27 protein-coding genes are annotated in these 23,963 nt (G+C 40.0%); 6 read left to right on the top strand and 21 right to left on the bottom strand.

Annotated features, from left to right (window positions below; genetic code table 11):
* Positions 1 to 38: 38 nt before the first annotated feature.
* From QFZ72_RS13600 to QFZ72_RS13550, 11 genes are all read right to left on the bottom strand, one after another.
* Positions 39 to 1,034, bottom strand: a complete 996-nt coding sequence (locus QFZ72_RS13600; RefSeq protein ID WP_307434077.1) for a class I SAM-dependent methyltransferase — start codon at positions 1,032 to 1,034, stop codon at positions 39 to 41.
* The gene (locus QFZ72_RS13595; RefSeq protein WP_307434075.1) at positions 1,031 to 2,353 is read right to left on the bottom strand and encodes an FAD-dependent oxidoreductase; all 1,323 of its coding nucleotides are present in this window, start codon (positions 2,351 to 2,353) and stop codon (positions 1,031 to 1,033) included. The genes QFZ72_RS13600 and QFZ72_RS13595 overlap by 4 nt, the downstream gene beginning before the upstream one ends.
* A 174-nt stretch (positions 2,354 to 2,527) precedes the next feature.
* Entirely contained in the window at positions 2,528 to 3,376 is an 849-nt protein-coding gene (locus QFZ72_RS13590; protein ID WP_307434073.1) for a GNAT family N-acetyltransferase, read from the bottom strand.
* A gap of 86 nt (positions 3,377 to 3,462) precedes the next feature.
* Positions 3,463 to 4,164: a phospholipase D-like domain-containing protein gene (locus QFZ72_RS13585; RefSeq protein ID WP_307434072.1), complete on the bottom strand. Its 702-nt coding sequence runs from the start codon at positions 4,162 to 4,164 to the stop codon at positions 3,463 to 3,465.
* Between the two features lie 116 nt (positions 4,165 to 4,280).
* Positions 4,281 to 4,901: a phospholipase D-like domain-containing protein gene (locus QFZ72_RS13580; RefSeq protein ID WP_307434071.1), complete on the bottom strand. Its 621-nt coding sequence runs from the start codon at positions 4,899 to 4,901 to the stop codon at positions 4,281 to 4,283.
* Between the two features lie 121 nt (positions 4,902 to 5,022).
* Complete coding sequence (locus QFZ72_RS13575) at positions 5,023 to 5,511, bottom strand: YhcN/YlaJ family sporulation lipoprotein (RefSeq protein WP_307434069.1); 489 nt, start codon at positions 5,509 to 5,511, stop codon at positions 5,023 to 5,025.
* 83 nt (positions 5,512 to 5,594) lie between these two features.
* Positions 5,595 to 5,759, bottom strand: coding sequence for an STAS domain-containing protein (locus tag QFZ72_RS13570; RefSeq protein ID WP_307434067.1), 165 nt, complete (start codon positions 5,757 to 5,759; stop codon positions 5,595 to 5,597).
* Positions 5,760 to 6,015: 256 nt separating this feature from the next.
* The gene (locus QFZ72_RS13565; RefSeq protein ID WP_307434066.1) at positions 6,016 to 6,801 is read right to left on the bottom strand and encodes a glucose-1-dehydrogenase; all 786 of its coding nucleotides are present in this window, start codon (positions 6,799 to 6,801) and stop codon (positions 6,016 to 6,018) included.
* Positions 6,802 to 6,813: 12 nt separating this feature from the next.
* Entirely contained in the window at positions 6,814 to 7,665 is an 852-nt protein-coding gene (locus QFZ72_RS13560) for a GRP family sugar transporter (RefSeq protein WP_307439760.1), read from the bottom strand.
* 430 nt (positions 7,666 to 8,095) lie between these two features.
* The gene (locus QFZ72_RS13555) at positions 8,096 to 8,320 is read right to left on the bottom strand and encodes a DUF4111 domain-containing protein (protein WP_307434064.1); all 225 of its coding nucleotides are present in this window, start codon (positions 8,318 to 8,320) and stop codon (positions 8,096 to 8,098) included.
* Between the two features lie 41 nt (positions 8,321 to 8,361).
* Positions 8,362 to 8,580 carry a nucleotidyltransferase domain-containing protein gene (locus QFZ72_RS13550; RefSeq protein ID WP_307434063.1) on the bottom strand — a complete coding sequence of 73 codons (219 nt, stop codon included), beginning with the start codon at positions 8,578 to 8,580 and terminating at the stop codon, positions 8,362 to 8,364.
* A 205-nt stretch (positions 8,581 to 8,785) separates the two neighbouring features.
* On the opposite strand from QFZ72_RS13550, the gene QFZ72_RS13545 reads away from it, so the two are divergent.
* On the top strand, positions 8,786 to 10,273 hold the full coding sequence (locus QFZ72_RS13545; RefSeq protein ID WP_307434061.1) for an aldehyde dehydrogenase family protein: 1,488 nt from the start codon (positions 8,786 to 8,788) through the stop codon (positions 10,271 to 10,273).
* Positions 10,274 to 10,349: 76 nt separating this feature from the next.
* Here the strand turns inward: QFZ72_RS13545 and QFZ72_RS13540 are convergent, their stop codons facing one another.
* A complete protein-coding gene (locus QFZ72_RS13540; protein WP_101566436.1) occupies positions 10,350 to 10,553 on the bottom strand; it encodes a DUF6501 family protein in 204 nt (67 codons plus the stop codon).
* Positions 10,554 to 10,681: 128 nt separating this feature from the next.
* Between QFZ72_RS13540 and QFZ72_RS13535 the strand changes: the two genes are divergently transcribed.
* Positions 10,682 to 12,547: a terpene cyclase/mutase family protein gene (locus QFZ72_RS13535; protein ID WP_307439758.1), complete on the top strand. Its 1,866-nt coding sequence runs from the start codon at positions 10,682 to 10,684 to the stop codon at positions 12,545 to 12,547.
* Positions 12,548 to 12,590: 43 nt separating this feature from the next.
* Here the strand turns inward: QFZ72_RS13535 and QFZ72_RS13530 are convergent, their stop codons facing one another.
* The 6 genes from QFZ72_RS13530 to QFZ72_RS13505 form a co-directional block, all read right to left on the bottom strand.
* The gene (locus tag QFZ72_RS13530) at positions 12,591 to 13,748 is read right to left on the bottom strand and encodes a GNAT family N-acetyltransferase (protein ID WP_307434056.1); all 1,158 of its coding nucleotides are present in this window, start codon (positions 13,746 to 13,748) and stop codon (positions 12,591 to 12,593) included.
* Between the two features lie 69 nt (positions 13,749 to 13,817).
* Positions 13,818 to 14,588, bottom strand: a complete 771-nt coding sequence (locus QFZ72_RS13525; protein WP_307434054.1) for an SDR family oxidoreductase — start codon at positions 14,586 to 14,588, stop codon at positions 13,818 to 13,820.
* A gap of 4 nt (positions 14,589 to 14,592) precedes the next feature.
* On the bottom strand, positions 14,593 to 14,889 hold the full coding sequence (locus QFZ72_RS13520) for a hypothetical protein (RefSeq protein ID WP_307434053.1): 297 nt from the start codon (positions 14,887 to 14,889) through the stop codon (positions 14,593 to 14,595).
* Positions 14,890 to 15,054: 165 nt separating this feature from the next.
* The gene (locus QFZ72_RS13515) at positions 15,055 to 15,321 is read right to left on the bottom strand and encodes a TolB-like translocation protein (protein WP_307434051.1); all 267 of its coding nucleotides are present in this window, start codon (positions 15,319 to 15,321) and stop codon (positions 15,055 to 15,057) included.
* A gap of 217 nt (positions 15,322 to 15,538) precedes the next feature.
* Positions 15,539 to 15,868, bottom strand: coding sequence for an STAS domain-containing protein (locus QFZ72_RS13510; protein ID WP_373464525.1), 330 nt, complete (start codon positions 15,866 to 15,868; stop codon positions 15,539 to 15,541).
* Between the two features lie 61 nt (positions 15,869 to 15,929).
* Complete coding sequence (locus QFZ72_RS13505; RefSeq protein WP_307434049.1) at positions 15,930 to 16,973, bottom strand: C45 family autoproteolytic acyltransferase/hydrolase; 1,044 nt, start codon at positions 16,971 to 16,973, stop codon at positions 15,930 to 15,932.
* Between the two features lie 135 nt (positions 16,974 to 17,108).
* Between QFZ72_RS13505 and QFZ72_RS13500 the strand changes: the two genes are divergently transcribed.
* The 3 genes from QFZ72_RS13500 to QFZ72_RS13495 all read left to right on the top strand — a co-directional run bounded on the left by QFZ72_RS13500 (position 17,109) and on the right by QFZ72_RS13495 (position 19,274).
* A complete protein-coding gene (locus QFZ72_RS13500) occupies positions 17,109 to 18,245 on the top strand; it encodes an NADH-dependent flavin oxidoreductase (RefSeq protein ID WP_307434047.1) in 1,137 nt (378 codons plus the stop codon).
* A gap of 186 nt (positions 18,246 to 18,431) precedes the next feature.
* Positions 18,432 to 18,626 (top strand): hypothetical protein, encoded by a 195-nt coding sequence (locus QFZ72_RS29780; protein ID WP_483862266.1) that lies wholly within the window; start codon positions 18,432 to 18,434, stop codon positions 18,624 to 18,626.
* A gap of 234 nt (positions 18,627 to 18,860) precedes the next feature.
* On the top strand, positions 18,861 to 19,274 hold the full coding sequence (locus QFZ72_RS13495) for an Lrp/AsnC family transcriptional regulator (protein WP_307434045.1): 414 nt from the start codon (positions 18,861 to 18,863) through the stop codon (positions 19,272 to 19,274).
* 203 nt (positions 19,275 to 19,477) lie between these two features.
* Here the strand turns inward: QFZ72_RS13495 and QFZ72_RS13490 are convergent, their stop codons facing one another.
* Positions 19,478 to 20,791, bottom strand: a complete 1,314-nt coding sequence (locus QFZ72_RS13490) for an MFS transporter (RefSeq protein WP_307434042.1) — start codon at positions 20,789 to 20,791, stop codon at positions 19,478 to 19,480.
* Between the two features lie 303 nt (positions 20,792 to 21,094).
* Complete coding sequence (locus QFZ72_RS13485) at positions 21,095 to 21,859, bottom strand: MBL fold metallo-hydrolase (RefSeq protein ID WP_307434040.1); 765 nt, start codon at positions 21,857 to 21,859, stop codon at positions 21,095 to 21,097.
* 117 nt (positions 21,860 to 21,976) lie between these two features.
* Between QFZ72_RS13485 and QFZ72_RS13480 the strand changes: the two genes are divergently transcribed.
* Positions 21,977 to 22,390 (top strand): Lrp/AsnC family transcriptional regulator, encoded by a 414-nt coding sequence (locus QFZ72_RS13480; RefSeq protein ID WP_307434039.1) that lies wholly within the window; start codon positions 21,977 to 21,979, stop codon positions 22,388 to 22,390.
* Between the two features lie 751 nt (positions 22,391 to 23,141).
* On the opposite strand, the gene QFZ72_RS13475 is transcribed toward QFZ72_RS13480, so the two are convergent.
* The gene (locus QFZ72_RS13475; protein WP_307434037.1) at positions 23,142 to 23,351 is read right to left on the bottom strand and encodes a cysteine-rich CWC family protein; all 210 of its coding nucleotides are present in this window, start codon (positions 23,349 to 23,351) and stop codon (positions 23,142 to 23,144) included.
* Positions 23,352 to 23,963 lie beyond the last annotated feature (612 nt).

Below are 23,963 nucleotides of genomic sequence, written 5' to 3'. Positions count from 1 at the left end.
CACACTTGGTAAATGATACAAATTTAACCTCCGAGGCTTCACTTCTTCTTAACGAAAGTACAAAAATACCAGCCTCCTTCACGAATGATGGGTTTTAAGTCTTTCATTTTCATATTGGATTGGTCAGCTATCGAAGAAAGCTCCTGTTTTGTAGGTAAAGCATATAGATTATCAAATGCAGTAAAGAAACTATTAAATACACTTGAAAACTGCTTACCGTGCTTAGGTTTCCTTATCGGGGTAATGATGGATATCACCCCGCATCCGGAAAGGCAGCTGCTTAAATTCCGAATCACATTGACTCTTTTTTCAGGAGATATATAATGCAGTAAATTATTCATCATGATTAAATCCACTGGTGCCGCTGCTCTCCACTCTTCAACATCCATACATGTGATTGAAATGTTAGGAATTGATCTGCATCTGCTGTCCGCCTCAATTGCTACTTCTTCATTGATTTCGATCCCGGTTAGTTTTATATCAGGCAGTGCATGCGACAGTTTTTGAAGGTAGCCCCCATGTCCGCAGCCAACGTCGACAATCGACTGTACTTTATTCTTTTTCACGAGCTGTATCAGCTTAGGATAAGCCAGCTGCTCAAGCAAAGTAGATGTCTGGGCCACTGTCGTTCCGTGCTGCTCATGGTCAAATGTTTGCCTTTCATCTGTTTTCATGATCGCAGGGTAGGTTAATAGAGCCGGGATATGAAGCTCCATCATTTCCTTCAGGAGGATTCCGACTGATTTAGGATCCCTTTTGCTGTCAGGAAGCATGAAGCTTTTTGAAGTCTTAAAACGATTTTTGGAAACTTCTTTTAAATATTTGATTGATACTCCTGTCTCAACCCATCGTTCGAGCAGCTCCAGTTCTAATGAATGTATAGCCGCCACTTCATCGATGGTTTTCGGTGATTTAAAGATTTCAAACAAGTCCAGTTCATACCCTACATATGCGTGCCAGCTGTATAAAAAAGGCATATTGCGCTTCATCCAGCTTCTTGCTTTAAATAAGCGGACGTATTCAGCAATGATCATAAGCCATACCTCCCTTTCACTTCCCATGGATAATCATTTTCATACGTAAACATATACCTTGTATGCAGCAGTTCAATATTCTGCAGGGTTCTCGGAGGCAGCATGCCGATTTGGACGAGACGATCGTAAAATGACTCTTTCCAAATGCCTAGTCCTGAAATATTCAGCATTTGTTTCGTGTGAAGCTTTTCATCCTCTGTCATCTGTTTAAGGCTTCTATTTCTAAGCGAACCGAAATAACGAAACGGCTTGGAGTAAGCAAGTGCTGATAAATGGCTTAAATTTAAAATGAAATCCACTCTGGATTTGCGGACCTTTTCGTACCATTTCAAGTTGACAGGACTGTGTTCATCATGTTTGTACATCCAGCAAAGCAGTTCACCGAGTACATCTCCGTCCTGTATGGCAAGGTTCATTCCCTCACCTGCCATTGGATGAACACTGTGTGCAGAATCCCCAATAATGGCCATGTTGCCTTTTACATAGGTCTCAGCATGAAAATGAACGGGAATCATCAGCTGAATTTTTTTCCATTCCTTAAGATTCGTTACGTATCCGTCAAGTTCCGGGCACAAATCAATATACTTCATATGAAAGTATTCAATGCCGCGTTCTTTTAACGATTGATATTCTCCTGACTGGATGAGATAAACCGTTCTTACTTCATTGTTCGGAAGAGGAAAAAGTCCGAGAAAAGCATGCGGTGTAGATATGATTTTCCCCTCTGTCATAGACACAGGCCTTTCAAACGTAACTGTTAAGAAATGATGATCATATTCGTGTTCATTTAATTTCACATTCATGGCTTTTCTGACGTTTGATCTCCGTCCCTCAGCCCCAATATAATAATCTGCCTTAATGATAAACTCTTCTTTATTACCGGTAACGACCGCTGCCTGATTTTTGAATTCTTTAAATTTTGCAGGCTGTATATAATGAAAAGCGGGATATTCCTTCGCTTTTTCAAGCAGGACTTCTTTAAGCCTTTCATGGGGAATCATAAGGGCATAATTGTATTCGCTCTCAATGATGCTATAACGCATTGTGGCCGTTCCAAGCTTTACATACGTGCCTTTTTTCCGTTTCATTTCATTCATTTCAATTTCGTTTATTTGATGCCCGGCTTTCAAAATCGGCTTATTAATTCCAAGCTGATGAAAAATTTCAAGGCTTTTCGGCTGCAGCAATTCACCCTTGTACATGTGCGCCGAACCTTTTGTCTGCTCCACAACACATACATCTATTCCGCATTTAGCAAGCTTCAAAGCTGCCGTTAAACCGCCTACTCCGCCGCCGATAACCAAAACTTGTGTTTCCATCCACTCACCGCCTTTGCCCTTTCATTTCCACTTCTGTTAAAGAACGAAACCGCAGAACTCTCTAATTATTTGAAAGTTAATCGTCTTGCAGCAATAATTGAATCCCAAATTTGCATGGCAGGCTTTCTCATAAAAAGGCAAATAAAAAACGCTTTCCTAAAGAAAGCGCCTGTTTTACGAAGAAAAATTTATCATGATCGAATCTTGAATCGGCTGATACCCTATTTTTTGATAAATGCTGTTTGATGTTGGATTAGAGAGGTCAGTATAGAGCGTGCAAAAGGAAAAATCTTTTAACAAGTGCTCGCTAAGCACAGCAACGCAGCTGCTTGCGTACCCATTGCCCCTGAATTCATCTGGAGTATAGACGAGCGAAACGCAAATTCCATTTTTCGTGGTCCTTGATTTCTTTGCCATTGATACAGGTTTACCTTCGGCCATCCAAATGAAGACTGATTTCTCTGCAATAAACTGCTTCATTCTTCCTGCCGCCTGCAGCGCTGTAATTGGAGGCTCGTTTGTATAATTCATAAAATCCACCATCCATTCTGTCAGGAGGGGAATATGGGCTAGTTCTGCCAAAACAAATTTACCGTCACTGCGTTTCAGCTGAGTCACTTCATGAAGACGATAAATCTTTTGTTCCATTACAATTTCAGCTCTGTCCTCTGTTTCGATCGACCATATTTTCGCGAATGCCTCTGTCCATTTCCGTTCTCCTACCACACCAGGTATATGTAAACCTTTCTTAACTAGTGCGCGGACTATTTCAAGGAGAATTGTCTCAGTCATTCCATCCTCATTAAAAGACAGGATCAAATTATGCGGAGGTGTCATCAGCATCGTTAGTGCTAGCTCTCCGTCTTTAACCACCGCAGCGGTATATACATCTGCAGCAGGAATCGTCCGTTTAAAAGCTCCTATAAGTCCCAGCATAAGGTTATTTTCTGCTTCTTTTTTCAATAGAAAAGGTTCCGCTATTTCAATAAATCGACTTCTATCTGTGTATTCTGTCAGTTTCATCTGATTTCACCTCTGCTATATAATTAGCTTTCAGCTTTTGAAATTCCTCTGCAAAAATATAAAAAACTCCGGCGTTTTTGCCGGAGTTAAAAGGTTGTAAATCTGAAAAATTTCTGAACGGCATAGATCGCACGCTTAATAAATGGCATGTCATCTCTGTACTTTTCGAAATCCAAGGTGTAATCAGCACCGTCATTTGTCCATAGTTTGATAAAATAACCTTCTACTTCCTTCATGACTGGTTCATCAGCTGGCGCTGCAATCTTAAGATCATTTTCAAGATTCAGGTCCTCTAGGTTCCGTTTCGTAAAGTTGGCAGATCCGCTGATAATGGTCGCTTCTTCTTTGCTTTTTATAAAAAGCATTTTGGGATGATACTGTTCTTTTGTCGTATTGTACCATCTCACCTTAATTTTTTGGTTTGTATCTTCTAAGAGTTCTTCTGCGACCGGCCGATTCGGAAGACCGATTTTCTCCTGACCGAAAGCATTTTGATTCGGATCGAGAATCATTTTGATTTCTGCTCCGCGATTAGATGCGGCAACGAGAGAATCAATGACTTTTCGGTCTGCGAGGTAAAACATACCAATCCAGATTTCATCGTCTTTCTCTGTATTTCTTATTGACTCGAGCAAGTGTTTATAAATTTTTCCTTCTGTTAACACCTGCACTTTAATATCGCCCTTCTCATCGTTCTTTTTCTCATACTCCGGCAGTTTGGGTCCTCCGGAATAATCAGAGACAGCCTGTTCTGATTCAAGCACATCCGCAATGACATTTCCGTTCACCTGAAAAGCCACATTGGAATGATAACCGCTCGCATCATGAGGGTTTGCTGATGAAACAATGGCTGTTTTTTCGGTTGCGACTGCTTTCCTGTGATTGGCCTTTACATTGAAAAGGTTTAAATAAGATCTGATATGGATGTCTGGTGCCGTATCGCCAAAAGGATTTGAAAGCCAGCCTGGACCAGACTGGCCAAACCATTGGAAAAAAGTTCGCCAAACACTGGAATAGAGCGGATTTGAGTCACGCAGGGCATTATGTCAGATATGACAACATCAATGCCGGCATCTTTAAAAGCATCTAATTCTTTGGAGGCATGCGATCCATATGATGTATTAATATCATCTGTGATAAAAACGATTTCCATTTCAGGATTCGCTTTTTTCTTTTTCAGCAGTCTATCAGACAGCTCTTTACTGAGTTTAGGGTAGGTCTCTCCCCGATCATAGTATCCGTTAAATAAGAACAAATCGATGACGATAAATTCTTCCGCTTCATCAATGGCTTTAAAAACGGCATCAAAGATCATTTGATCCGCTTCAACCCGCCCTTCTATTTTGTAAGTTAAATCATACAAAAAATTTACATCTTCTACTTTGTGAATATCTCCTTCGTAGGAGATATTTTCCGGAAGAGGTTTATAGCTCTGGTAAATAACCGTGCCCGTTAAAATAATAATAATAAGCAATATAAGCAGCGGCCGTTTGTTTTTCAGCCTTAAAACACGAAAACCTGACAAAAAGACTCCTCCTAAAATTAGATCATAGCTCTCATTATATGCCCTAATTCAGATGAGGAAAAACCTATTAGACCGAAAAAAACAGACCAGATTAAACTTCCTCAGGTCTGTTTGCTTCTGACTATTTCGCTTGCGGAAAAACACGGTTAATCATTTCGTTAAATTCATCTGCAAGTCCGGTAACCGGCTCTCCGCTGCGGATTTTATCCCCATAATCTTTCGTACGATCAAAAAAGTCCGGGTTTTCAGAGACGTATACGTTGTTAATATCCCGGTCTGTTGATCTGATTTGATCAGCTGCCTTATCCTTCACTTCATTTGAAAGCTTCCCTTTAGGATCTCCTTCCAGCACCACGGCTGCATACGCATTATTGTTTGTTACGATGACGTTGGCATATTTTATTTCCTCTAAATCAGCCACTTTTTTTGCGGCATCGTCCGCTATATCCATTCGGTTCCGCTCATTTGTTTGTTCATCATAGGTGACATTTTTCAGCTCATTGTTCATGATATTATCATTTTCACGGGCATTGTTATCCATTCCGCATCCTGCACTTATCATGAGGGAAAGGGCAATGCCCGCTCCAGTTAACAGCTTTCTTTTTTGCATAACTTTATTCCTCCATTCATTTCATTTCTATTATCTTTTGCTGAAATGAAGGATTTATGCAAAAAAAGACTAGCCGTTTTCTGTTAATCGCTGATTTTTTGCAGTTGATATCCTTTTTCTTTCCATATAAAATGGATGCCCTGTTTAAATGATTGAAACGTGCGGACTTTAAGGGCAAAGCTGTATAATGTAATATGCTGCACTAGCTTTGGATTCAGTCCGACAAAAATAGATTCTGCACCCATCAAACGGTGAGCTTCAACAATTTGATTTATCCCATAAATTCTTCAGGATCTTCCATTCCGACGTACGGTCCGACTTTTTCTAATATCTGTCTTGCCGTATCATTAAACCAGATTATATGGAAATCATTATCTGTAAATATAAGCCCCTCTCCGATGCTGTTCAGCAACGCGTAAACGTTCATATTTTGAAAGAATAAAATACCTGGAATGAAAAAAGCAAGAAAACCCGCAGATCTATTGCTGCTGCGGGTTTTCGCTTTTAGCCTTTACCAGCCTGAAAGCTTGGATATTTCGTCATTCCGCCATCTGCATACAGGGTAATTCCCGTTACGTAGCTTGCCTCTGATGATGCAAGCCATGCTACGCAGGCAGCAATCTCTTCAGGCTTTCCGATATACCCCATCGGGATAAGATCAATGACATCTTTTTTTGCTTCAGGATCTGCAAACTTCTCTGCATTGATTGGAGTATCAATGGCTCCAGGTGCAATATTATTTACGCGAATCCCGGAAGAAGCGTACTCGAGTGCCAGCGTTTCAGTCAGCAGCTTGATTCCGCCTTTGCTTGCAGCATAATGGGCGAAGTGAGGCCAGGGAATCTGCTGATGGACAGATGACATGTTAATCACACACCCTTTAATATTGTGGTCCAGCATATGCTTGATCGCTTCCCTGCTGCCCAGAAAAGCACCGGTTAAATTGGTCTGAATGACTTTATTCCAGTTATCCAGTGAAAGCTCCTCAGTCGGGATTTCCGCTTGAATACCTGCGTTGTTCACCATCACATCAAGCGTCCCGTAGGTTTCAACGGCAAACTGAACGATCCTCTTTACATCGTGCTCTTGTGAAACATCTCCCTGTATTTTAGAAGCCTCTCCGCCTTTTGTTTTTATTTCATCAATGACCAGTTCCGGTTTGTCATCCTCTGTTAAATAATTGACCACTACCTTTGCACCTTCTTCAGCAAAGCGCTGTGCAATGGCTTTTCCAAGACCTGAAGAAGCCCCTGTAACAGCCACTACTTTCCCTTTTAAACTTGGATACATGTTTAATTCCTCCTAACGTTTTGTATAACCGAGTAAGACTCCGCCTGCGATAATCAACACACAGCCGATTATGACAAAAATAATTTGTTTTTTCGTTTTCTTTTCCCCAAGCAGAAAAATTCCGCCAAGTGTCGAAATGATGATTCCGGTTTGTGAAAGAGAGAAGCTTGTCGCAACTCCTATTTTCTGAAGAGAGAGAAGCAGTCCCAAATTTCCGGCTGCCCACAATAACCCTGTTAAGATATTGCGAAGTGCAAATTTATTAAAAGGCTTTTGTCTCGCTGTTAAAGCTGCAGCAGCTGCAACCATCCCGATTGCCTGAGGCAAAATGGCTGCCCAGCCGTCAATTTCAAAATATCTGATGATAATGACATATCCTATGTACCCTAATGAAGAAATAAATAAAATCAGTAATCCTTTTTTGAGGCTTTTGCCTGCATCTTTATCGTCTTTTTGCCCGATTGAAGTAAAAACAACACCGCCAATAATGAATAGAATGGCGATGATTCCAAGCATGACCGTCATTTTCGTATCCCATTCTTTAAATAGAAGAACACCGAATAAAGTTGTGCCCATCAGCTGCATACCCGTTGAAATAGGCACTGTTTTAGAAACGCCGATATGCTTGACGCTTGCAAGCTGATTTAATTGTCCAACGGTCCAGAAGATACCTGATACAATCCCGATTGACCAGACGAGAGGGGTTAAATCAGGGTTTGAAAAAAAGAACATGACAAGGGAGAATAAAAATGCTCCAATGGTTATGCCGAGTGTCTGACTGTAAGCATTTCCTCCAAGCTTTACACTGACAAGCACAAGGCTTCCCCAGGCAACAGCAGGAATTAATGCAAGAAGTATACCGATCATGATGATTTCCTTTCGTGAATGTAGTATGAGTATCCATTTACAGCATGCATTAATAATAAGAGCAGGTGAATGAAGCAGGTCAGTGTTAAAAAAAGAGTCTGCTGCACTTCTTAAATTTATGGTTTCCTACTAATTGAAAAATTAACACGATTCTTCATGAATCTCTTACACCTTTCCACTAAAAACACAAGCATAAACTTTAATGTTTAGAAAATGAGTATTTTCTTCATACTGGTAGCTGGAAAGGATGATCATAATGGAAGAAATTTTTAAGGAATCCGGAGCTGGAGATTTTTTTCAGAGGCATCGTTATCCGCTTGAGATGTCAGGAATACTTGATTCGATCAGTGAGGGACAGCTGCAAAGCTTCTTAGAGAGGTTTGAATGTGATACATTTGAAAATTTCGTTTATTTTCTCACCTTGTTTCTATCTATCCAAGAAAAAAACAGGCACCTTGTCTAATTCAGGGATGCCTGACCCATTTATCGCTCTTTCCATAAACGCAGCAAACATGATCATATCCTGATTGGACGGTTTCAGCAATGGATCTGACTGCTTCTTAGTATACGATTTCAAATAAAAATCAACTGCGGCGCGATGCGGTTCAGGAAGATTCTCTAGACCCCATTCTTCTCCCTCTTTTTTTGACATGATTTTCTTTTCTTTTAAATATGCAAGAACACGGCAAAGATTTAGCCGGCCACTCGGATTTCAATGACTTGAGCCGATTTAATAGCATCCGTTTCTCCTCTATTTTCGATTGAACTCTTCACTACAGTCAGAATATCCACATCGCTTGCCTCTTTATTGAATCCATTCATCGCAAGAGATCCATGAAGATAGATTCCAGATAAGGTCTTTTTGCACATTTTTTTAAAAAGCTTAATAAGCCCGTTCAACAATGATTTCATTTCTATCACTTCAGAAAATCCCAATCTGCCATATTCATATTTTAAAAGATATCAAAGACTTATATATTGTAAATTGTGAATTTTTAGTATATTATTTTTAGTGTAATCGCTTACAATATAGCGTCGTAACTGGCAGGCCGTTCTGCCCGTCTTCAGCATGATTTCTACATATTTTTTCACCACTACCATTTAGGAGGCTGATTTTATGAGTCAAGCTACGTTAAAAGTTGGAGAAAAGCTGGAGAAATTTCTGCAGGGAAAGAAAAAGCTATTTATCAATGGTGAATTTGTAGAGAGTGTTTCTAAAAAGACGTTTAACACTCCAAACCCTGCCACAGGCGAAACACTTGCATCCGTTTATGAAGGCGACAAGGCTGATATCGATCTTGCTGTAAAGGCTGCAAGAAGAGCATTTGATGCAGGTCCATGGTCTAAAATGAGCGCTGCTGAACGAAGCAGACTGATGTACAAGCTTGCTGATTTAATGGAAGCGAATAAAGAAGAGCTTGCTCAGCTTGAAACGCTTGATAATGGAAAACCGATTAATGAAACAACAAATGCTGATGTACCATTGGCAATTGAACATATGAGATATTATGCAGGCTGGTCAACCAAAATTGTCGGACAAACCATTCCGGTGAGCGGGCAATTTTTCAATTACACAAGACATGAAGCCCTTGGTGTAGTTGGACAGATTATTCCTTGGAACTTCCCTCTTCTAATGGCGATGTGGAAATTGGGAGCTGCACTTGCGACTGGATGTACTGTTGTGCTAAAACCGGCTGAGCAAACGCCTCTTTCCGCTTTATACTTAGCTGAGCTGATTGCAGAAGCAGGGTTCCCTGAAGGAGTAGTCAACATCGTTCCGGGCTTCGGCGAAACAGCCGGAGATGCACTTGTTATGCATCCTGATGTGGACAAAATTGCATTCACAGGTTCTACACCTGTAGGTAAAGTGATCATGGAGAAAGCATCAAAAACATTGAAGCGCGTAACACTTGAGCTTGGCGGCAAGTCGCCTAACATCATTCTTCCTGACGCAGATCTCTCTGCTGCAGTTCCGGGTGCTCTAACTGGAGTTATGTTTAACCAAGGTCAAGTATGCTGTGCAGGATCACGCGTTTTCATCCAAAAGAAGCATTATGATAACGTTGTGGCCGACATGGTTTCCCATGCAAAAAATATCCGCCAGGGTGCTGGTATTGAGCCGGAAACTCAAATCGGGCCTCTCGTATCGGATGAACAGCAAAACCGCGTTCTGAATTATATCCAAAAAGGTGTAGAAGAAGGCGCTGAAATCTTAACTGGCGGCGGATCTCCATCTGAAAACGGCTACTTCGTTTCACCTACCATTTTCTCGGCAGTTAAAGATGAAATGACCATTGCAAGAGAAGAAATTTTCGGCCCGGTTATTGCTGCCATGCCATATGATGATCTGGATGAAGTCATTAACCGTGCAAATCAAAGTGAATTTGGTCTTGCTGCAGGATTATGGACACGGGATATTGCCAATGCCCATTATGTAGCAAGCAAATTAAAAGCTGGAACCGTCTGGGTCAACTGCTACAACGCATTTGATGCTGCTTCGCCGTTCGGCGGATACAAGCAATCCGGACTTGGACGCGAAATGGGATCCTATGCATTGTCTAACTATACAGAAGTTAAGAGTGTTTGGATTAACCTTCAGCGTTAAAAGAAAAGCGGAACCGCCTGGTTAACGCGTGTAGACAAAAAGCCATCTGATCAAAATCAGATGGCTTTTTTATCGTTTACTTCTCTTCAAAATAATCCTTGTAGAACCCGCTCACTTTTCCATTGTTATCAATGACAAAATAAAACTCTTCTGTTTCGTTTTTCACTTCATATGTATTTCCGGCTGTTAAAACTCGGTTTACCATGTATTTTTCTGCATTAGTATGTTTGCATGTTACCACTTTAATTGTCTCTTTGTTCAGCCATTCTTGATGAATCATTTCAGCATTCTCCTTTGTGCATTTTGACCTTATTATACTATATAAACCCTGTGCGGAACACCGTTACTGTGATAACACCCCCTTTTCGTGAATAGATTGAAAAAGATGAGGTGAATACAGTGATTTCAATGAACATTTTAAACGAACAAATCCAAAAGATGACAGATGAGCTCAGACAGCTGCAAAAAAGTGATGGTTCATGGCGCTTTTGCTTTGAAGGCGGGCCAATGACGGATGCATTTATGATTATTCTTCTTCGTTCCTTGAAATATAATGATGAGGATTTAATTAAAAATCTGTCAAATCGGCTGATAAATCTGCAGACAGATGAAGGCACATGGAAACTTTACGAAGATGAAAAAGAAGGCAATTTAACAGCAACAGTTCAGGCTTATACAGCCCTGCTTTTCTCAGGATTATATAAAAAATCAGACTCCGCGCTGATACGGGCAGAATCTTATATTATCTCTCAAGGCGGACTCGCTAATGTTCATTTCATGACAAAATGGTTCCTGGCAGTAAACGGCCTTTATCCATGGCCTAAGTATTTTCGCTTTCCGCTTGCCTATTTGCTGCTGCCCCCCGGTTCCCCGGTCAGCATGTATCAATTGAGTTCCTATGCAAGAATCCATTTTATGCCGATGATTCTTGCGATGAATAAACGATATATTCACAGTACTCCCCATTCTATAAACCTTTCGCATTTACATGTTTCAAAACCAAGATCCATTGATTGGCTGTCGTTTTCAGACAGCCATCGCACAAAGCACAGTTTTTTCATTGAAACTCTTCGGTCATTTTTTTCTTTTCCATCTTATGTTCAAAGAACCGGTGAGAACGCTGCTGAAAAATATATGCTCCAGAGGATCGAATCAGATGGAACGCTTTTCAGCTATGCCAGCGCCACATTTTTTATGATTTACGCCCTCCTCGCGCTCGGGTATAAAGAAAACTCAGCTCAAATCATGCAGGCAGTTTCAGGATTGAAATCGATCATCTATCAAGATGACAAGATAATCACACTGGAAAATTCCACTTCAACTGTTTGGGATACTGCCCTTCTAAGCTATAGCCTGCAAAAAGCTGGTGTACCTTATAAAGATTCACTAATTATGAATGCTACTTCCTATTTGCTATTACGGCAGCATACAAAAATGGCGGACTGGAGCATTCATAATTCAGCTTCATCTCCCGGTGGCTGGGGTTTTTCAAACATCAATACCAATCATCCTGACAACGATGACACAGCTGCTGTTCTGCGTGCTATAACTCAGCCATCCGCTAGAGATTCCTTATATTTTGAAGCGTGGAATAAAGGGTCATCTTGGCTTTTGACTATGCAAAATCGTGACGGGGGTTTTGGTGCATTCGAGAAAAATGTCAATAATCCTATATTTGCTTCCATCCCTCTTGAAAATGCCAAAGATGCAGCGACAGATCCATCTACTGCTGATCTGACAGGACGTGTCCTTGAATTCTTCGGGAATTTTGCAGGGTTAACGAAAAACCATCCTTCTATTCATGCAGCAGTTTCCTGGCTTGGTCATCATCAAGAACTAAACGGTTCCTGGTATGGAAGATGGGGAGTTTGTTATATATACGGAACTTGGGCTGCGATTACCGGTCTTAAAGCAGCTGGTCTATCAAACTCTCACCCTGCTATTGTAAAAGCGGTTAAATGGCTAGTGAGCATCCAAAATAAAGATGGCGGATTTGGAGAATCGTGCAGAAGCTCTGAAGTGAAAACCTACATTCCGCTCGGTTTCAGTACTCCCTCCCAAACAGCCTGGGCTCTTGATGCCCTATTATGTGTGCTGGATAAGAAGGACGCAGTGATACAAAAAGGCATAAAGCGCCTAATGCAGCCTTTCGATGAAAAAAGCTCTGTATATCCTACAGGAATCGGGCTTCCGAAGCAATTTTATATTCATTATCACAGCTACAATAGGATTTTTCCGCTCCTAGCTTTGAGTCATTATAGGAATCTGCGATAACAATTTCATGCAAAAAAGAGCTGCAAACGCAGCTCTTTCCTTATTAAAAGAAGTCATAAAAGAAAGCTTTTCTTGAGGGAATAAGCGTTTCCATTCCTTTTATTGCTTCTTCACCGCCTTCAATATGACCGATTTCATATAAATCAGCAGGCCGTTTGTAACCAAACAGCATCGCAGACAGAGTATTAATATCGAGCGACAGTCCCTCAGATTCTGATCCGTTCAATTTAGTGACTTCTTTGTTCTTAATCTTATACGTACCAGTATTCCAAGGAGCATGCTGATCTTTTAAATGAATGACAAGTTCAGAAACCTCTTCTGACCACTTGAAATCATAATTCTTTAATAAGCTTTCGGCATCAACGATCCGCACCATAAAATAAGGTGTCACTTCCGCTTTAATTCTCGGTTCATTGAGCGAAAAAAATAACGGGTCGCTATCGTATGTAGCGATCTCAAGTTCTTTAATCATTGAGTCATGCTGGCAGATGAAATTCCATAGCCCGTTTCTTGAGTCAGTTGTTAGCGGAACAAACTCCTCAACTGTCATTTTAGCTTTTTTCACTTCATAGAGCATATAACCCTTAGCTTCTCCAGCTTCATTATAATAGACAGCTGCAGTAAGATCATCATAAATGGACGCCTGCCACCAAGATGTTTCACGGACGAGCATGCCTGAGAATTGCTTGGCAAATTGATTATATATTTCTTCGATTTGAGAAGAATGCTCCTCCTTTTGAAAGCGTCTGATTTTCCCTTGCACTTGCTTTTTCATGACAAGGTCTTCTGATTTTAATGAAGCTTTTAATTGGCTGCAAAACAGCTCCCAGCCGTATTTTCTGTAAAATGGCACGGAAAATGGGTGCAGCATGGAAACACTGAAGCCCTCTTTTCTCATGTATTCTAGAAGAAATGTAATCATTTCTTTCACATACCCGCTTCGGCGGTACTCCGGATAAGTGGCAACACCGGCAATGCCGCCCATTTTCCATTTCGTTTCACCAAGGTATACCTCAAGAGGCAGCAAGTGAAGCTTAGCAGCAAGCTCTTCCCCTTCCAGAATACCGAATAATTCGTGATGCTTCTCCATTGTCTTCAATCTTTTTTCAATGCTTTCCTCAGGAACTTTATATTGAAACGCATATTCGGATAATTTCAATGCTTCGAGGTATCGGTCTTTCGTTAGTTTGATTACGGTCATATGTATCCCTTCCTTTTTAACATTTACGCTTTATATGAATTTTTTTTCATTTCGGTAATTATTTTACATTCAGGTCCTTAAAAATCCGCCCTCAGAGTGAATCGTCTGCCCTGTAATCCATTCACCGGCATCACTTGCAAGAAACGCAACAAGACGGGCTGCATCTTCAGGCTGCCCAATTCGATTCATTGGAAATTTCTCAATAAGCACGGTTTTTAAATCAGCTGTCATCCACCCTGTATCTGTAGGACCGGGATTCACTGCATTCACGGTAATGCCCTTGTTGCCAACTTCAGATGCAAGTGTTTTGGTCATATCCGGAATACATGCTTTTGTCGCCGCATATGAAAGCTCCCCAGGCATGGGTCCTTGCGATTGTCCGGAAGTCATGTAAATGATTCTTCCACCTTTTCCATGTTGAAATCTTTTTGCAAATTCGGCACTTAACATAAGCGGCGCCCGCACATTTACAAAATAGTGAAGATCGAGGTTTTCAGCTGTTATCGTCTCAAAATCATTTTCAGTAGAGTATGCTGCATTATTAATAAGGATGGATGGTTCTCCAAGCGTTTTCTCTACTTGGTCAAATAAGACGGGGATCGATTCTGTTTTTGATAAATCCAATTCTATATTTGCAGAACGCACTCCAGTTTCTCTAATGAGTGACTCAAGAATTTCAGTCTCTTGATTTTCAGATTCATAAGGCTGCTCAGCATCATACGGCCGGTAGTAAGTAAAGAAGATATCCGTTCCCGCTTTAGCAAGCTCAAGGCAGATTGCTGCCCCAATTCCTTTAAGCCTGCTCGCTCCTGTCACAATGGCAATTTTCCTGTTTTTCATCTGTTCACCTTCTCTTATAAATACTGATTGAAAAAATCAGCGATCCTTTCAGTTCAAGTACTTTTGAAAACTCCCGCTTTTGCAAATCAAATTTCGCTAAATAGGAAAAATCAGATTCATAGTTTGTAATAAAATAGATTTCCTGCTCAGAAATATAAACAGGATCGCTTTGAGTAAATTGCTGATCACTTTCAGGGGTAGCCAAGACATCTTCGCCGTCTATTTTCACTAGCAGCAAGGAGGAAGTATTTCCATAATTTTTTGAATAGACAAAGCTTTTTTCTTCAGGGGAAACAGCCATTAAATAGACAGCCGTATCCGTCCCCTCAATAAGCTTTTCTTCTGTTTCAGCTGAAAGGTCATACCGATATGCTGCAAGATAGGTATCGTGGCCATTTTTAGTAGATGTATAATACAGGCCTCTCCATTTTTCGAAAAAAACGGGAACATGTGACGCTCTCCTTTTTCATACCGCACCGGAAACTGAGAACCGCCTTTTGGAGAAAGCGCAAAGCTGAGATTTTTCATCTCCGTCCTGATCAAAGCCTGCCAGAATAAACTTCGATTTCTTGTTATAGAGAAGACTGTCGCATGCTTGATTAATATTTGTTAACTGGTAAGGATACTGGTTTGGCAAATCCATTGCCCATAAGTTATAATGTCCGCCGATGTTTGTGCTGAACACCAATTGTTTTTTATCTGGAGAAACCGTAAAATCCTGAATCGTAAGCACCTTTAAAACTGCTCGACATCCGGCTTTTGAAACGTAATCATGTATAACACCCCTTTTTTACTGATTCTATTACCCTATTCTACAGAAATAGGAAATTCCCTGTTCTTGCAGTTAAAAAAGATAAGTATCCCCCAATGATACAGTTAGTGTCTAAGAGTTTTTACCTGAATATAAGACATAATAATATTATGTTAACTTACTTCACAAAAAAACAGCGTCATGAACGCTGTTCTTTCTGATCCTTCATCGTTACAAACTGAATACCTGTATGAAGGTTAGAGAAGGTTTGAATATTATCTATCGATATGCCGAGATTTATCAGGGTTTGGGCAATTTCCGGGCGAATGCCGACTATGATGCAGCTGGCGCCCGGCAATTGGACGGCTTCCGCTGCCTGTATCAGATGGTTTGCATCGAATGTATCGACAACCGGGACGCCGGTAATATCTATAAATGTATGATTGCATTTGTAGGGTTCGACGCTGTTCTCCCATTTCTCATAAAGCAGGCGTTCATTCTGGTTCATCATGTCTATTACTTGCTGCATATACACTACCCCAACTTTCTTTCCTCTCTACCCTATGGAAACCCGGAGTCAACCGTTTTCTTCAAAAAGGAAGTTCAATATTTGTTTCAAGAGTTCCTCGAATTTTTTTCAAATAGCTGTCTTTTCCTTTTAGCCATTCTTTAAATGAGAAGACAAGCGGCTGACTGTCTCCCCCAACTCCGATCAGAACCTGAAGGGATTTTGGAATATAGACAGCAGTATGAAGGGTTCCGGCCCAATTATGATATTCTTTTTTGAAAATCGCACTGCTTCTGCTGTTAAAAAAAGTAAAAGCTTCCGATGCTGTAAAATCTTTTCGGAAGGCTTCTGAAAGCTGTTCCTTCCTGGTATGTGTTTCCACTAAATGATGACGGTTTTCCACCAGTTTAGAAGGACTCTCAAAATGATTTGTGCAAGCCAATTGATGACTCGACGTGATAGATACTCCCTTGCTGGATGCTTCTGCTATGGCTGCATTTCCAGCTGCATCATAAATAGAATAATTAAATGCATGGCGATGTGGAATCTCTCTTAATTTCGCTACGGCTTCTTCTGTCGTTTTGCAAGTATCAAGGATAAATCTTGCAATGCTGCAGCAAATAAACCCGTCTCCGGCTTTTAGCCTATTAACGAAATGATAGCCTATGACAAGGCCTTTTTCATTCATGCCGTCAATCCGACCAATCATCCTTGCTGCAAACCCAATGCTCGCGTACCCATTTTCAGGCTGCCAAATCAAAAATCGTCCTTCGTATGTTTTAGGATGGTAGTCGTAGTTTCTTGCATAATAGCCGTTTTGCATAAGGGCACTGCACCCTGATTTTTTCCAATCTGCCTGATACCCGCTATATTCATGAACAACATCCTCAAGCGGCCAGTTAAGTCCTGCAGACAAGCCCTCCAGCTCCTGCCATAGTCCTGGAGCGAATCGTTCATAAAGTCTATGAGCCGTTTTCAGTACTGATTGATAAGATTTGTTGGATTTTATTCTTCTTTTTCGGTGATTTTGAAAGAGTTTAGTATCTTTATGTATTTTTCCCTGTTTTACACCAAGGTCATAGTAGCTGCCTCGTCCCTGTATGACTTCTGCTTCAATTTTCATCATCTTTTTTCACGCTCCATACCTTCAATGATGAATGATTTGCAGTGATTAAACAAATTCTAATGAGCATATTTAATGCAACTTTGAAATCAAGAAAGTATTATGTAGATGAATACATGAATACGGAGGTCGAGAATTATGAATTCAAAGTATCAGCCGTTATTACAGCCATTTGATTTTAAAAACGGTATTCAATTAAAAAACCGGATTGTAATGGCTCCAATGACGAACTTTTCATCAAATGAAGACGGAACAGTAACAGAAGCAGAAACTGCTTATTATAGCCGCCGTTCAGGCGGAGTTGGAATGGTGATTACAGCATGTGCTTATGTGACGCCAAGCGGTAAAGGATTCCCTGGCGAATTTGGAAGTGATTCTGATGATATGATTCCATCATTGAGAAAGCTTGCTTCATCTATAAAGGATAAAGGGGCAAAAGCGATTCTTCAGATTTTTCACGGAGGAAGAATGGTTCCTGCAGAACTCGTGCCGGATGGAGATGTAGTCAGTGCAAGTGCAGTGGCAGCGGAGCAGGGTCATCCTTCAGGAGAAGCACCTGTTCCGCGTGCGCTTACACATGAAGAGATAATCAGCATTATCAAAGACTTTGGAGAATCCGCCCGCCGTGCCATTGAAGCAGGCTTTGATGGTGTTGAAATACATGGTGCTAATGGGTATTTAATTCAGCAATTCGTCTCTCCTCATTCAAATCGCCGCGAAGACGAGTTTGGAGGAAGCATTGAAAACAGGCTTGCTTTCCCTCTTGCAATCGTTGACGAAGTGAAAAAAGCAGCAGCTCAGTATGGTTCAGAAGAATTTCTTGTGGGTTACCGTTTCTCTCCTGAGGAGCCGGAAACACCAGGAATTACGATGGAAGATACGTTAGCCCTGGTTGATGCGCTTACTGAAAAAGACTTGAATTATCTGCATATCTCACTGATGGAATATTGGTCAGCTCCAAGACGGGGTATTGATGACACCCGCTCTCGCCTCGAAATTATTCAAGAACGTGTTGCCGGCAAGGTACCGCTGATTGGCGTTGGATCTATTTATACACCAGATGATGCCATGAAAGCAATGAGTACCGGAGTGCCGCTGATTGCCCTCGGACGGGAATTAATCATCGATCCTGATTGGGTGCAGAAAATTTCCGAAGGCCGGGAAGATAAAATTGAGACTGAACTTGATAAAAATGCCCAGTCCCGACTGGTCGTTCCTGATCCTTTATGGCAGGCAATTATTCATACACCTGGCTGGTTCCCTGTTAAAGTCTGAAGATAAAAAGAGCCTCGCTTATTAACGGGTTTCTGTTGAAAAATAACACACCATATAAGATATTAATTAGCATAGGTGAATAGCAGGATAAAAAAGATTGGCGTTACGGCAGGTATTAGGCAGCAATATTGAAGTGGAGCTTAAAAAATTTAGGATCACGGTTCATCACATAAGAACAAATTAAATATTCATTTAACTAATTATAATGTTTCTGTTGGAGAACAAAAACGAATTTGGATTACTTTAGACAGACATGAGGTTTTTAATACGACCTCGGCACATTATCCGATGGAAAATGATAAGCTTTGGTTAGAGATAAAGAAAAGTACTGATAAACTTTTTCCTGATTGCTTATATGATGGTTGTTTGTTGGTAAAGTAGATGCTTTGGACTATTCTACTGCAATTCTGGAACGTACAGGTATTTTAAATGCTGATCTTGTTTACGATGCTTTCATTGTGTATCCTCAACTGTCAATTGATGAAGCATTGATTCATGATTGACAACTCCTTTTCTTTGATCTGCATATAATTTATACTATAACCAATTACAATCTACATAGATAGAATCAGGTCTTTTAGCCGTTTAACTTGATTTTTGAAAGGATATGAATACATGTTAGATCATACAGATATGCAGATTCTAGATGAACTATCCAAGAACAGTCGGATTACAATGAAAAAATTAGGTGAGAAAGTCCATTTGACGGGACAATCTACCGCTGCTAGAGTGGCTAAATTAGAAGAAAAGGGAGTGATTGAGGGATACACCATTAAAGAGAATCAAGTGAAATTAGGGTGTTTGATACATGCTTGGATTACTATCCATACCAAAAGTACGCATCATCAGCCGTATCTCTCCTACACCAAAACACAAGAGAAGTATGTAATAAACAACTTTAAAATTAGTGGAGCCGGTTGTTATCTTCTTGAATGTAAATTTCCATCTAATGAAGTATTAGAACAATTTCTTACAGACTTAAACAAGCATGTCACCTATGAATTATCGACTGTTATTAATAAGCTGTAATGAAATAGTATCTTTAATATAAGGCTTTTTTAATACCGAGAATATGCTTTATGTGAACTAGCTTTGTACATGAATAAAGGCAGGTTTCAATTTCTTGCTGAAAGCTGCCTTATTCATTAGAATCTAATCGTAACTCGCTAGATAAGGATAAACATTGACACTAGCGTAACTAATCAAAAGATTATGCATGACAAAAACCTTCTCTATATTAGCTCTTTGCTTTGAGTCTTACGAGACCAAACTACTACAGGAATAAGCAATAGTGACAGAATAGCTCCAGAAAGTGATAATACTGCATAACTAGAATGAGCGACTACCATTCCTGATAACGCACCGCCAGAGGCTCCTGACAATGCAACCAAGACATCAGCTGATCCCTGTGTTTTTGCACGAATAGATGGATGTGTTGAGTCTACAATAAGAGCAGTTCCGCTTATTAAACCAAAGTTCCAGCCGACACCTAATAGTACTAGAGCCAAGATAAGCAATACCATTGAGCCTCCCGGTGCAAAAGCTGCCACCAAACCAGAGGCTAAAAGCGTGGCACCAGAAGCAACAGCCATTGCAATACGACCAACTTTATCTACCAATAGGCCTGTCAAAGGTGAAGGAAAGTACATGGCGCCTATATGAAAACCTATGACTAACCCCACTTCTCTTAAACTATGGCCATGGTGTCCCATATGAACAGGTGTCATTGTCATTATGGCTACCATGACAAATTGAGTTAAAACCATAATTGTAGCGCCTACTACAACCCCTCTTTTGTTTATTGTAGAACTTTCCAAATTTGTCTCTGTCTGTACTGTATCGCCTTTCTCCCGGGCATTCGCAATGGCTGTAGATACCATCAAAGGGTCTGGACGAAGAAAAATTAAAAGAACAAGTCCGGCAAGGATAAAAGCAGCTGCTGCTAAGATAAAGGGGCCAGCCAAAGCTGGAATACCGATAGAATGTGCAAATTCTCCCATCACATCGACCAAGTTAGGACCTGCTACAGCTCCAAAGGTAGTAAAAACCATGGCCATGCTAACAGCAGTTGCTCGCTGTTTAGCTGTTGCTAAATCTGTACCGGCGTATCGTGCCTGCAGATTTGAGGCGGTACCAGCTCCATAAATAAGCAGGGAAACAAATAAAAGTGCGACACTGTTAATTAAGGCAGCAATTATAACGCCAATCGCACCCAATCCACCAGCAAGAAAGCCGGTCGCAAGTCCTGCTCCACGGCCAAAACGTTGTGAAAGCCGTCCTACAAGCAGTGCTGCTCCTGCAGATCCTAAAGTGAATAAGGCAGTTGGAATCCCTGCTGCATTTTCCGTCCCTAGCATATCTTGTGCGAGCAGTGCACCTACTGTTATACCAGCTGCAAGTCCTGCTCCTCCAAAGATTTGTGAAAGGATAACAATGCTTAAGGTTTTTTTATAAAGTTGTTTTTGTTTTTCTGGTGAATCAATATAATCTTGCAACCAAATAGGCTGCTGTTTTGACCTGCTTATATCTTCTTTTTCAACCATCATAAACTTCACTTCCTAACAATATAATTTTCAGCTTTTATTCATAGTGAATCAGGGCAAGAATGCTTTCTGTTAGCTTTCCATTCCATTTCGCACATGGATGTCATTCGGCATATTCGGAATTTCCGATATATCTTCCTGAAAGTTATACAATTCATTTAAAGAACAGTTCCTGTACCTATTTATCAACTAATTAAACAAGAAAGAAGAAGCCCATGATTATCAATGACTTAATCATGAGCCTCCTTGTATTTCTGCAGCGCAAATTTCATACTTAAAAATTACGAAATCTATCCGTTTTTTATCTTAAAATGTGTAAGATTCGCCATCTTCTGGCACTAGAACGTGAGAAGAGATTCCTTTTTCCTCAGTAAAGCTTTTTAATTCTTCTCTTGATAATGTCCAATGGTTAACAGCTTCCATATGGACAGAAATGATTTTGGCGTTAGGAGCCGCCTTATGCACTTCATAAATGTCCTCTTTCCCCATGATGAGAGAACCGAAATCTAGGAATTGATTGTCTCCACCATTCACCACAATAATGTCGGGTTTATGTGTATCAATTTCTTCTTGGACCTCATCATACCATACTGTATCTCCAGCTACATATAACGTTTTTTCACTTGGGTGTTTGAAGACAACTCCACACACTAAACCAGCAATTTTTAAGAGTTCTTCTCCTCTACCGTGTTCACCTTTGGTTTTCATTAATTGGATGCCTTCAAATACTGTATCTTCTTGTAACACTTCTGCATTTTGAAAACCAGCGTTTCTTACTTCTTTTGCATCTTCTTCATTTTGTACAAACATTTTGATGTCCTTTGGCAATACATTTTTCGCCACATCATCAAAGTGGTCTAAATGCAGATGAGTGACAATAACTGCATCTACTTCCTTAATGATCTCGTCAAGAGACATTGGTAAGCTCACTAAAGGATTAGTTTGATCTTGTCTTACCGAATTTGGGAAAGGTGCGTACGTACCTTTCTCTGCTAAAAATGGGTCAATTAAAAACTTTTTACCTGTATATTCAACAACGATTGTTGCATTTCGAATTTGAGTAATCTTCATGTTTACAGCTCCTTTTCTTTGATCTACGTATAGTTTATACTATGACCAATGAACGTTTACATAGAAACAATCAAGTCTTTTGGCCATTTGACCTGATTTTTGAAAGGATTTGAATATATGTTAGATCATACGGATATGCGTATATTAGAGGAACTGTCTAAAGATAGTCGAATGAAGATGAAAGAATTAGGTGCGAAAGTCCATTTGACGGGACAAGCAGCCGCGGCTAGATTGGCTAAATTAGAAGATAACGGAGTGATTGAGGGATATACCATTAAAGTTAACCAAATTAAATTAGGGTGCTTTATACATGCTTTCATTAATATTTATACAAAAAATACCTATCATCAGCCTTATCTTTCTTTTATAGAAACGCAAGAGGATTACATACGAAATAATTATAAAATTAGTGGCGATGGTTGTTACCTTCTTGAATGTAGATTTCCATCTAATGAAGTATTAGATCAATTTTTGGTAGACTTAAACGAGTATGTAAATTATAAATTATCGATTGTGATTAATAAGCTTTAATGAACAATACTATATTTATGGTTCTGGTGTAAAAAATTTAAAACACTTGCAAGTAATCTCTTAATGCGTTAGGTTGCCAGGTTTTGCCTAGCCCCACACCTATGGTAGGGGCAAAAGTAGAAACTATATGGCTAAGCTTAAGTAGTTTAATTGCTTATGGTATTTTTTATATTTATAAATGGATATTCCTAAACTATTATGGCAAAGATAAACAGTTTATAGATTTTAGAAAGAAGGTATAGCTAGTATTATTTTCCTTGTTGTATTAGTAACAACTTTACTTTCTCTTTTAATTAGTTTATCAGTTTAGCCTATGTTCCTTAAATACAAAGAATGCCCTAAAACAATTATTAAAATCATCTATATACCACTACTGGATAGTAATGGTGTTCACCTTATATAGATATGGATGGGAAGTTTTTAGCGAAAGATAAATATATTAGGTTTTTTTGTAATACCTTTTGCAGTCTGGATAGCGCTTGATAACATTTAAAAAAATGAAACCTTTGCTTTAATATTCCTAATTGCAGGCTTTACAATAGAGGCATCTTCTACATTTGGAGAGTACCGTGCTAGTACTAAAACAAACTATTAACGCTCCCTCAGTTGAAGAACCTTCCTAATCTCTTTTACTGTTAGTTCATTTATTTTCTTATTCTCTTACCATTCAACTAACAGGAAACTTAAGGTCTAGATGAACAATCACTATGTCCTGCACTCTTCACCTATTATGGAATTTGAACAAGTACTACTAATTTTCTATTATTTTCTGTTCTTCCTTAAATTTACTTAGACATTTTTTACATATACAATGTCTTCTTTTACTTTCGGCAGGGACTAATTCAAAGATTTCATTAGGAAACTTTTCCGTGCCGCACCAGCAGTTATCGTTTTCTCCAGAACCTGTCATACACTCGTTCTCTTCGCCACATATTGGACAAAATTTATTAATTAATGACAACCCTTCCTCAGTCCTTCAAATTATTTTTTTTATATCAACCTACATTGTAGTAGATCATACAGCTGCAATTGAGCAGGAATGCAGAAATGCCCTCTTTCATCCAAAATGCTAACCAAGTTTCGGGTTTAGGTACTCATACAGCGCGTATGACACCCTGAAATAGACATACTCCCCGGGTTTGGGTACTTATACAGCGCGTATGATACCCTGAATCAAGCATACTCCGACTTTTGGGTACTCATACAAGGCGTATGATACCCTGAATCAAGCATACTACGGCTTTTGGGTACTCATACAGCGCGTATGATACCCTAAAATAGACATACTCCCCAGGTTTGGGTACTCATACAGCGCGTATGATACCCTGAATCAGGCAAACTACGGCTTTTGGGTACTTATACAGCGCGTATGATACCCTAAAATAGACATACTCCCCGGGTTTAGGTACTCATACAGCGCGTATGATACCCTGAATCAGGCATACTCCGGCTTTTGGGTACTCATACAGCGCGTATGATCACCTGAATCAAGCATACTCCGACTTTTGGGTACTCATTCAGCGCGGATGTTACCCTGAAAAGAAATACTCCCCGGGTTTAGGCTCTCATACAG

The sequence above is a fragment of the Bacillus sp. V2I10 genome, from assembly GCF_030817055.1.
In the GTDB taxonomy this organism is placed as follows: Bacteria; Bacillota; Bacilli; order Bacillales; family Bacillaceae; genus Bacillus_P.
This window is presented reverse-complemented; position numbering and strand designations above follow the sequence as displayed.

Bases quoted from the DNA above. Each gene is read 5' to 3' on its own strand.
- QFZ72_RS13600 (WP_307434077.1), bottom strand. From the start codon at position 1,034: ATGATCATTGCTGAATACGTCCGCTTATTTAAAGCAAGAAGCTGGATG.
- QFZ72_RS13595 (WP_307434075.1), bottom strand. From the start codon at position 2,353: ATGGAAACACAAGTTTTGGTTATCGGCGGCGGAGTAGGCGGTTTAACG.
- QFZ72_RS13590 (WP_307434073.1), bottom strand. From the start codon at position 3,376: ATGAAACTGACAGAATACACAGATAGAAGTCGATTTATTGAAATAGCG.
- QFZ72_RS13575 (WP_307434069.1), bottom strand. From the start codon at position 5,511: ATGCAAAAAAGAAAGCTGTTAACTGGAGCGGGCATTGCCCTTTCCCTC.
- QFZ72_RS13565 (WP_307434066.1), bottom strand. From the start codon at position 6,801: ATGTATCCAAGTTTAAAAGGGAAAGTAGTGGCTGTTACAGGGGCTTCT.
- QFZ72_RS13555 (WP_307434064.1), bottom strand. From the start codon at position 8,320: ATGTCAAAAAAAGAGGGAGAAGAATGGGGTCTAGAGAATCTTCCTGAA.
- QFZ72_RS13550 (WP_307434063.1), bottom strand. From the start codon at position 8,580: ATGAAATCATTGTTGAACGGGCTTATTAAGCTTTTTAAAAAAATGTGC.
- QFZ72_RS13545 (WP_307434061.1), top strand. From the start codon at position 8,786: ATGAGTCAAGCTACGTTAAAAGTTGGAGAAAAGCTGGAGAAATTTCTG.
- QFZ72_RS13540 (WP_101566436.1), bottom strand. From the start codon at position 10,553: ATGATTCATCAAGAATGGCTGAACAAAGAGACAATTAAAGTGGTAACA.
- QFZ72_RS13535 (WP_307439758.1), top strand. From the start codon at position 10,682: ATGAACATTTTAAACGAACAAATCCAAAAGATGACAGATGAGCTCAGA.
- QFZ72_RS13530 (WP_307434056.1), bottom strand. From the start codon at position 13,748: ATGACCGTAATCAAACTAACGAAAGACCGATACCTCGAAGCATTGAAA.
- QFZ72_RS13525 (WP_307434054.1), bottom strand. From the start codon at position 14,588: ATGAAAAACAGGAAAATTGCCATTGTGACAGGAGCGAGCAGGCTTAAA.
- QFZ72_RS13520 (WP_307434053.1), bottom strand. From the start codon at position 14,889: ATGGCTGTTTCCCCTGAAGAAAAAAGCTTTGTCTATTCAAAAAATTAT.
- QFZ72_RS13510 (WP_373464525.1), bottom strand. From the start codon at position 15,868: ATGCAGCAAGTAATAGACATGATGAACCAGAATGAACGCCTGCTTTAT.
- QFZ72_RS13505 (WP_307434049.1), bottom strand. From the start codon at position 16,973: ATGATGAAAATTGAAGCAGAAGTCATACAGGGACGAGGCAGCTACTAT.
- QFZ72_RS13500 (WP_307434047.1), top strand. From the start codon at position 17,109: ATGAATTCAAAGTATCAGCCGTTATTACAGCCATTTGATTTTAAAAAC.
- QFZ72_RS13495 (WP_307434045.1), top strand. From the start codon at position 18,861: ATGTTAGATCATACAGATATGCAGATTCTAGATGAACTATCCAAGAAC.
- QFZ72_RS13490 (WP_307434042.1), bottom strand. From the start codon at position 20,791: ATGATGGTTGAAAAAGAAGATATAAGCAGGTCAAAACAGCAGCCTATT.
- QFZ72_RS13485 (WP_307434040.1), bottom strand. From the start codon at position 21,859: ATGAAGATTACTCAAATTCGAAATGCAACAATCGTTGTTGAATATACA.
- QFZ72_RS13480 (WP_307434039.1), top strand. From the start codon at position 21,977: ATGTTAGATCATACGGATATGCGTATATTAGAGGAACTGTCTAAAGAT.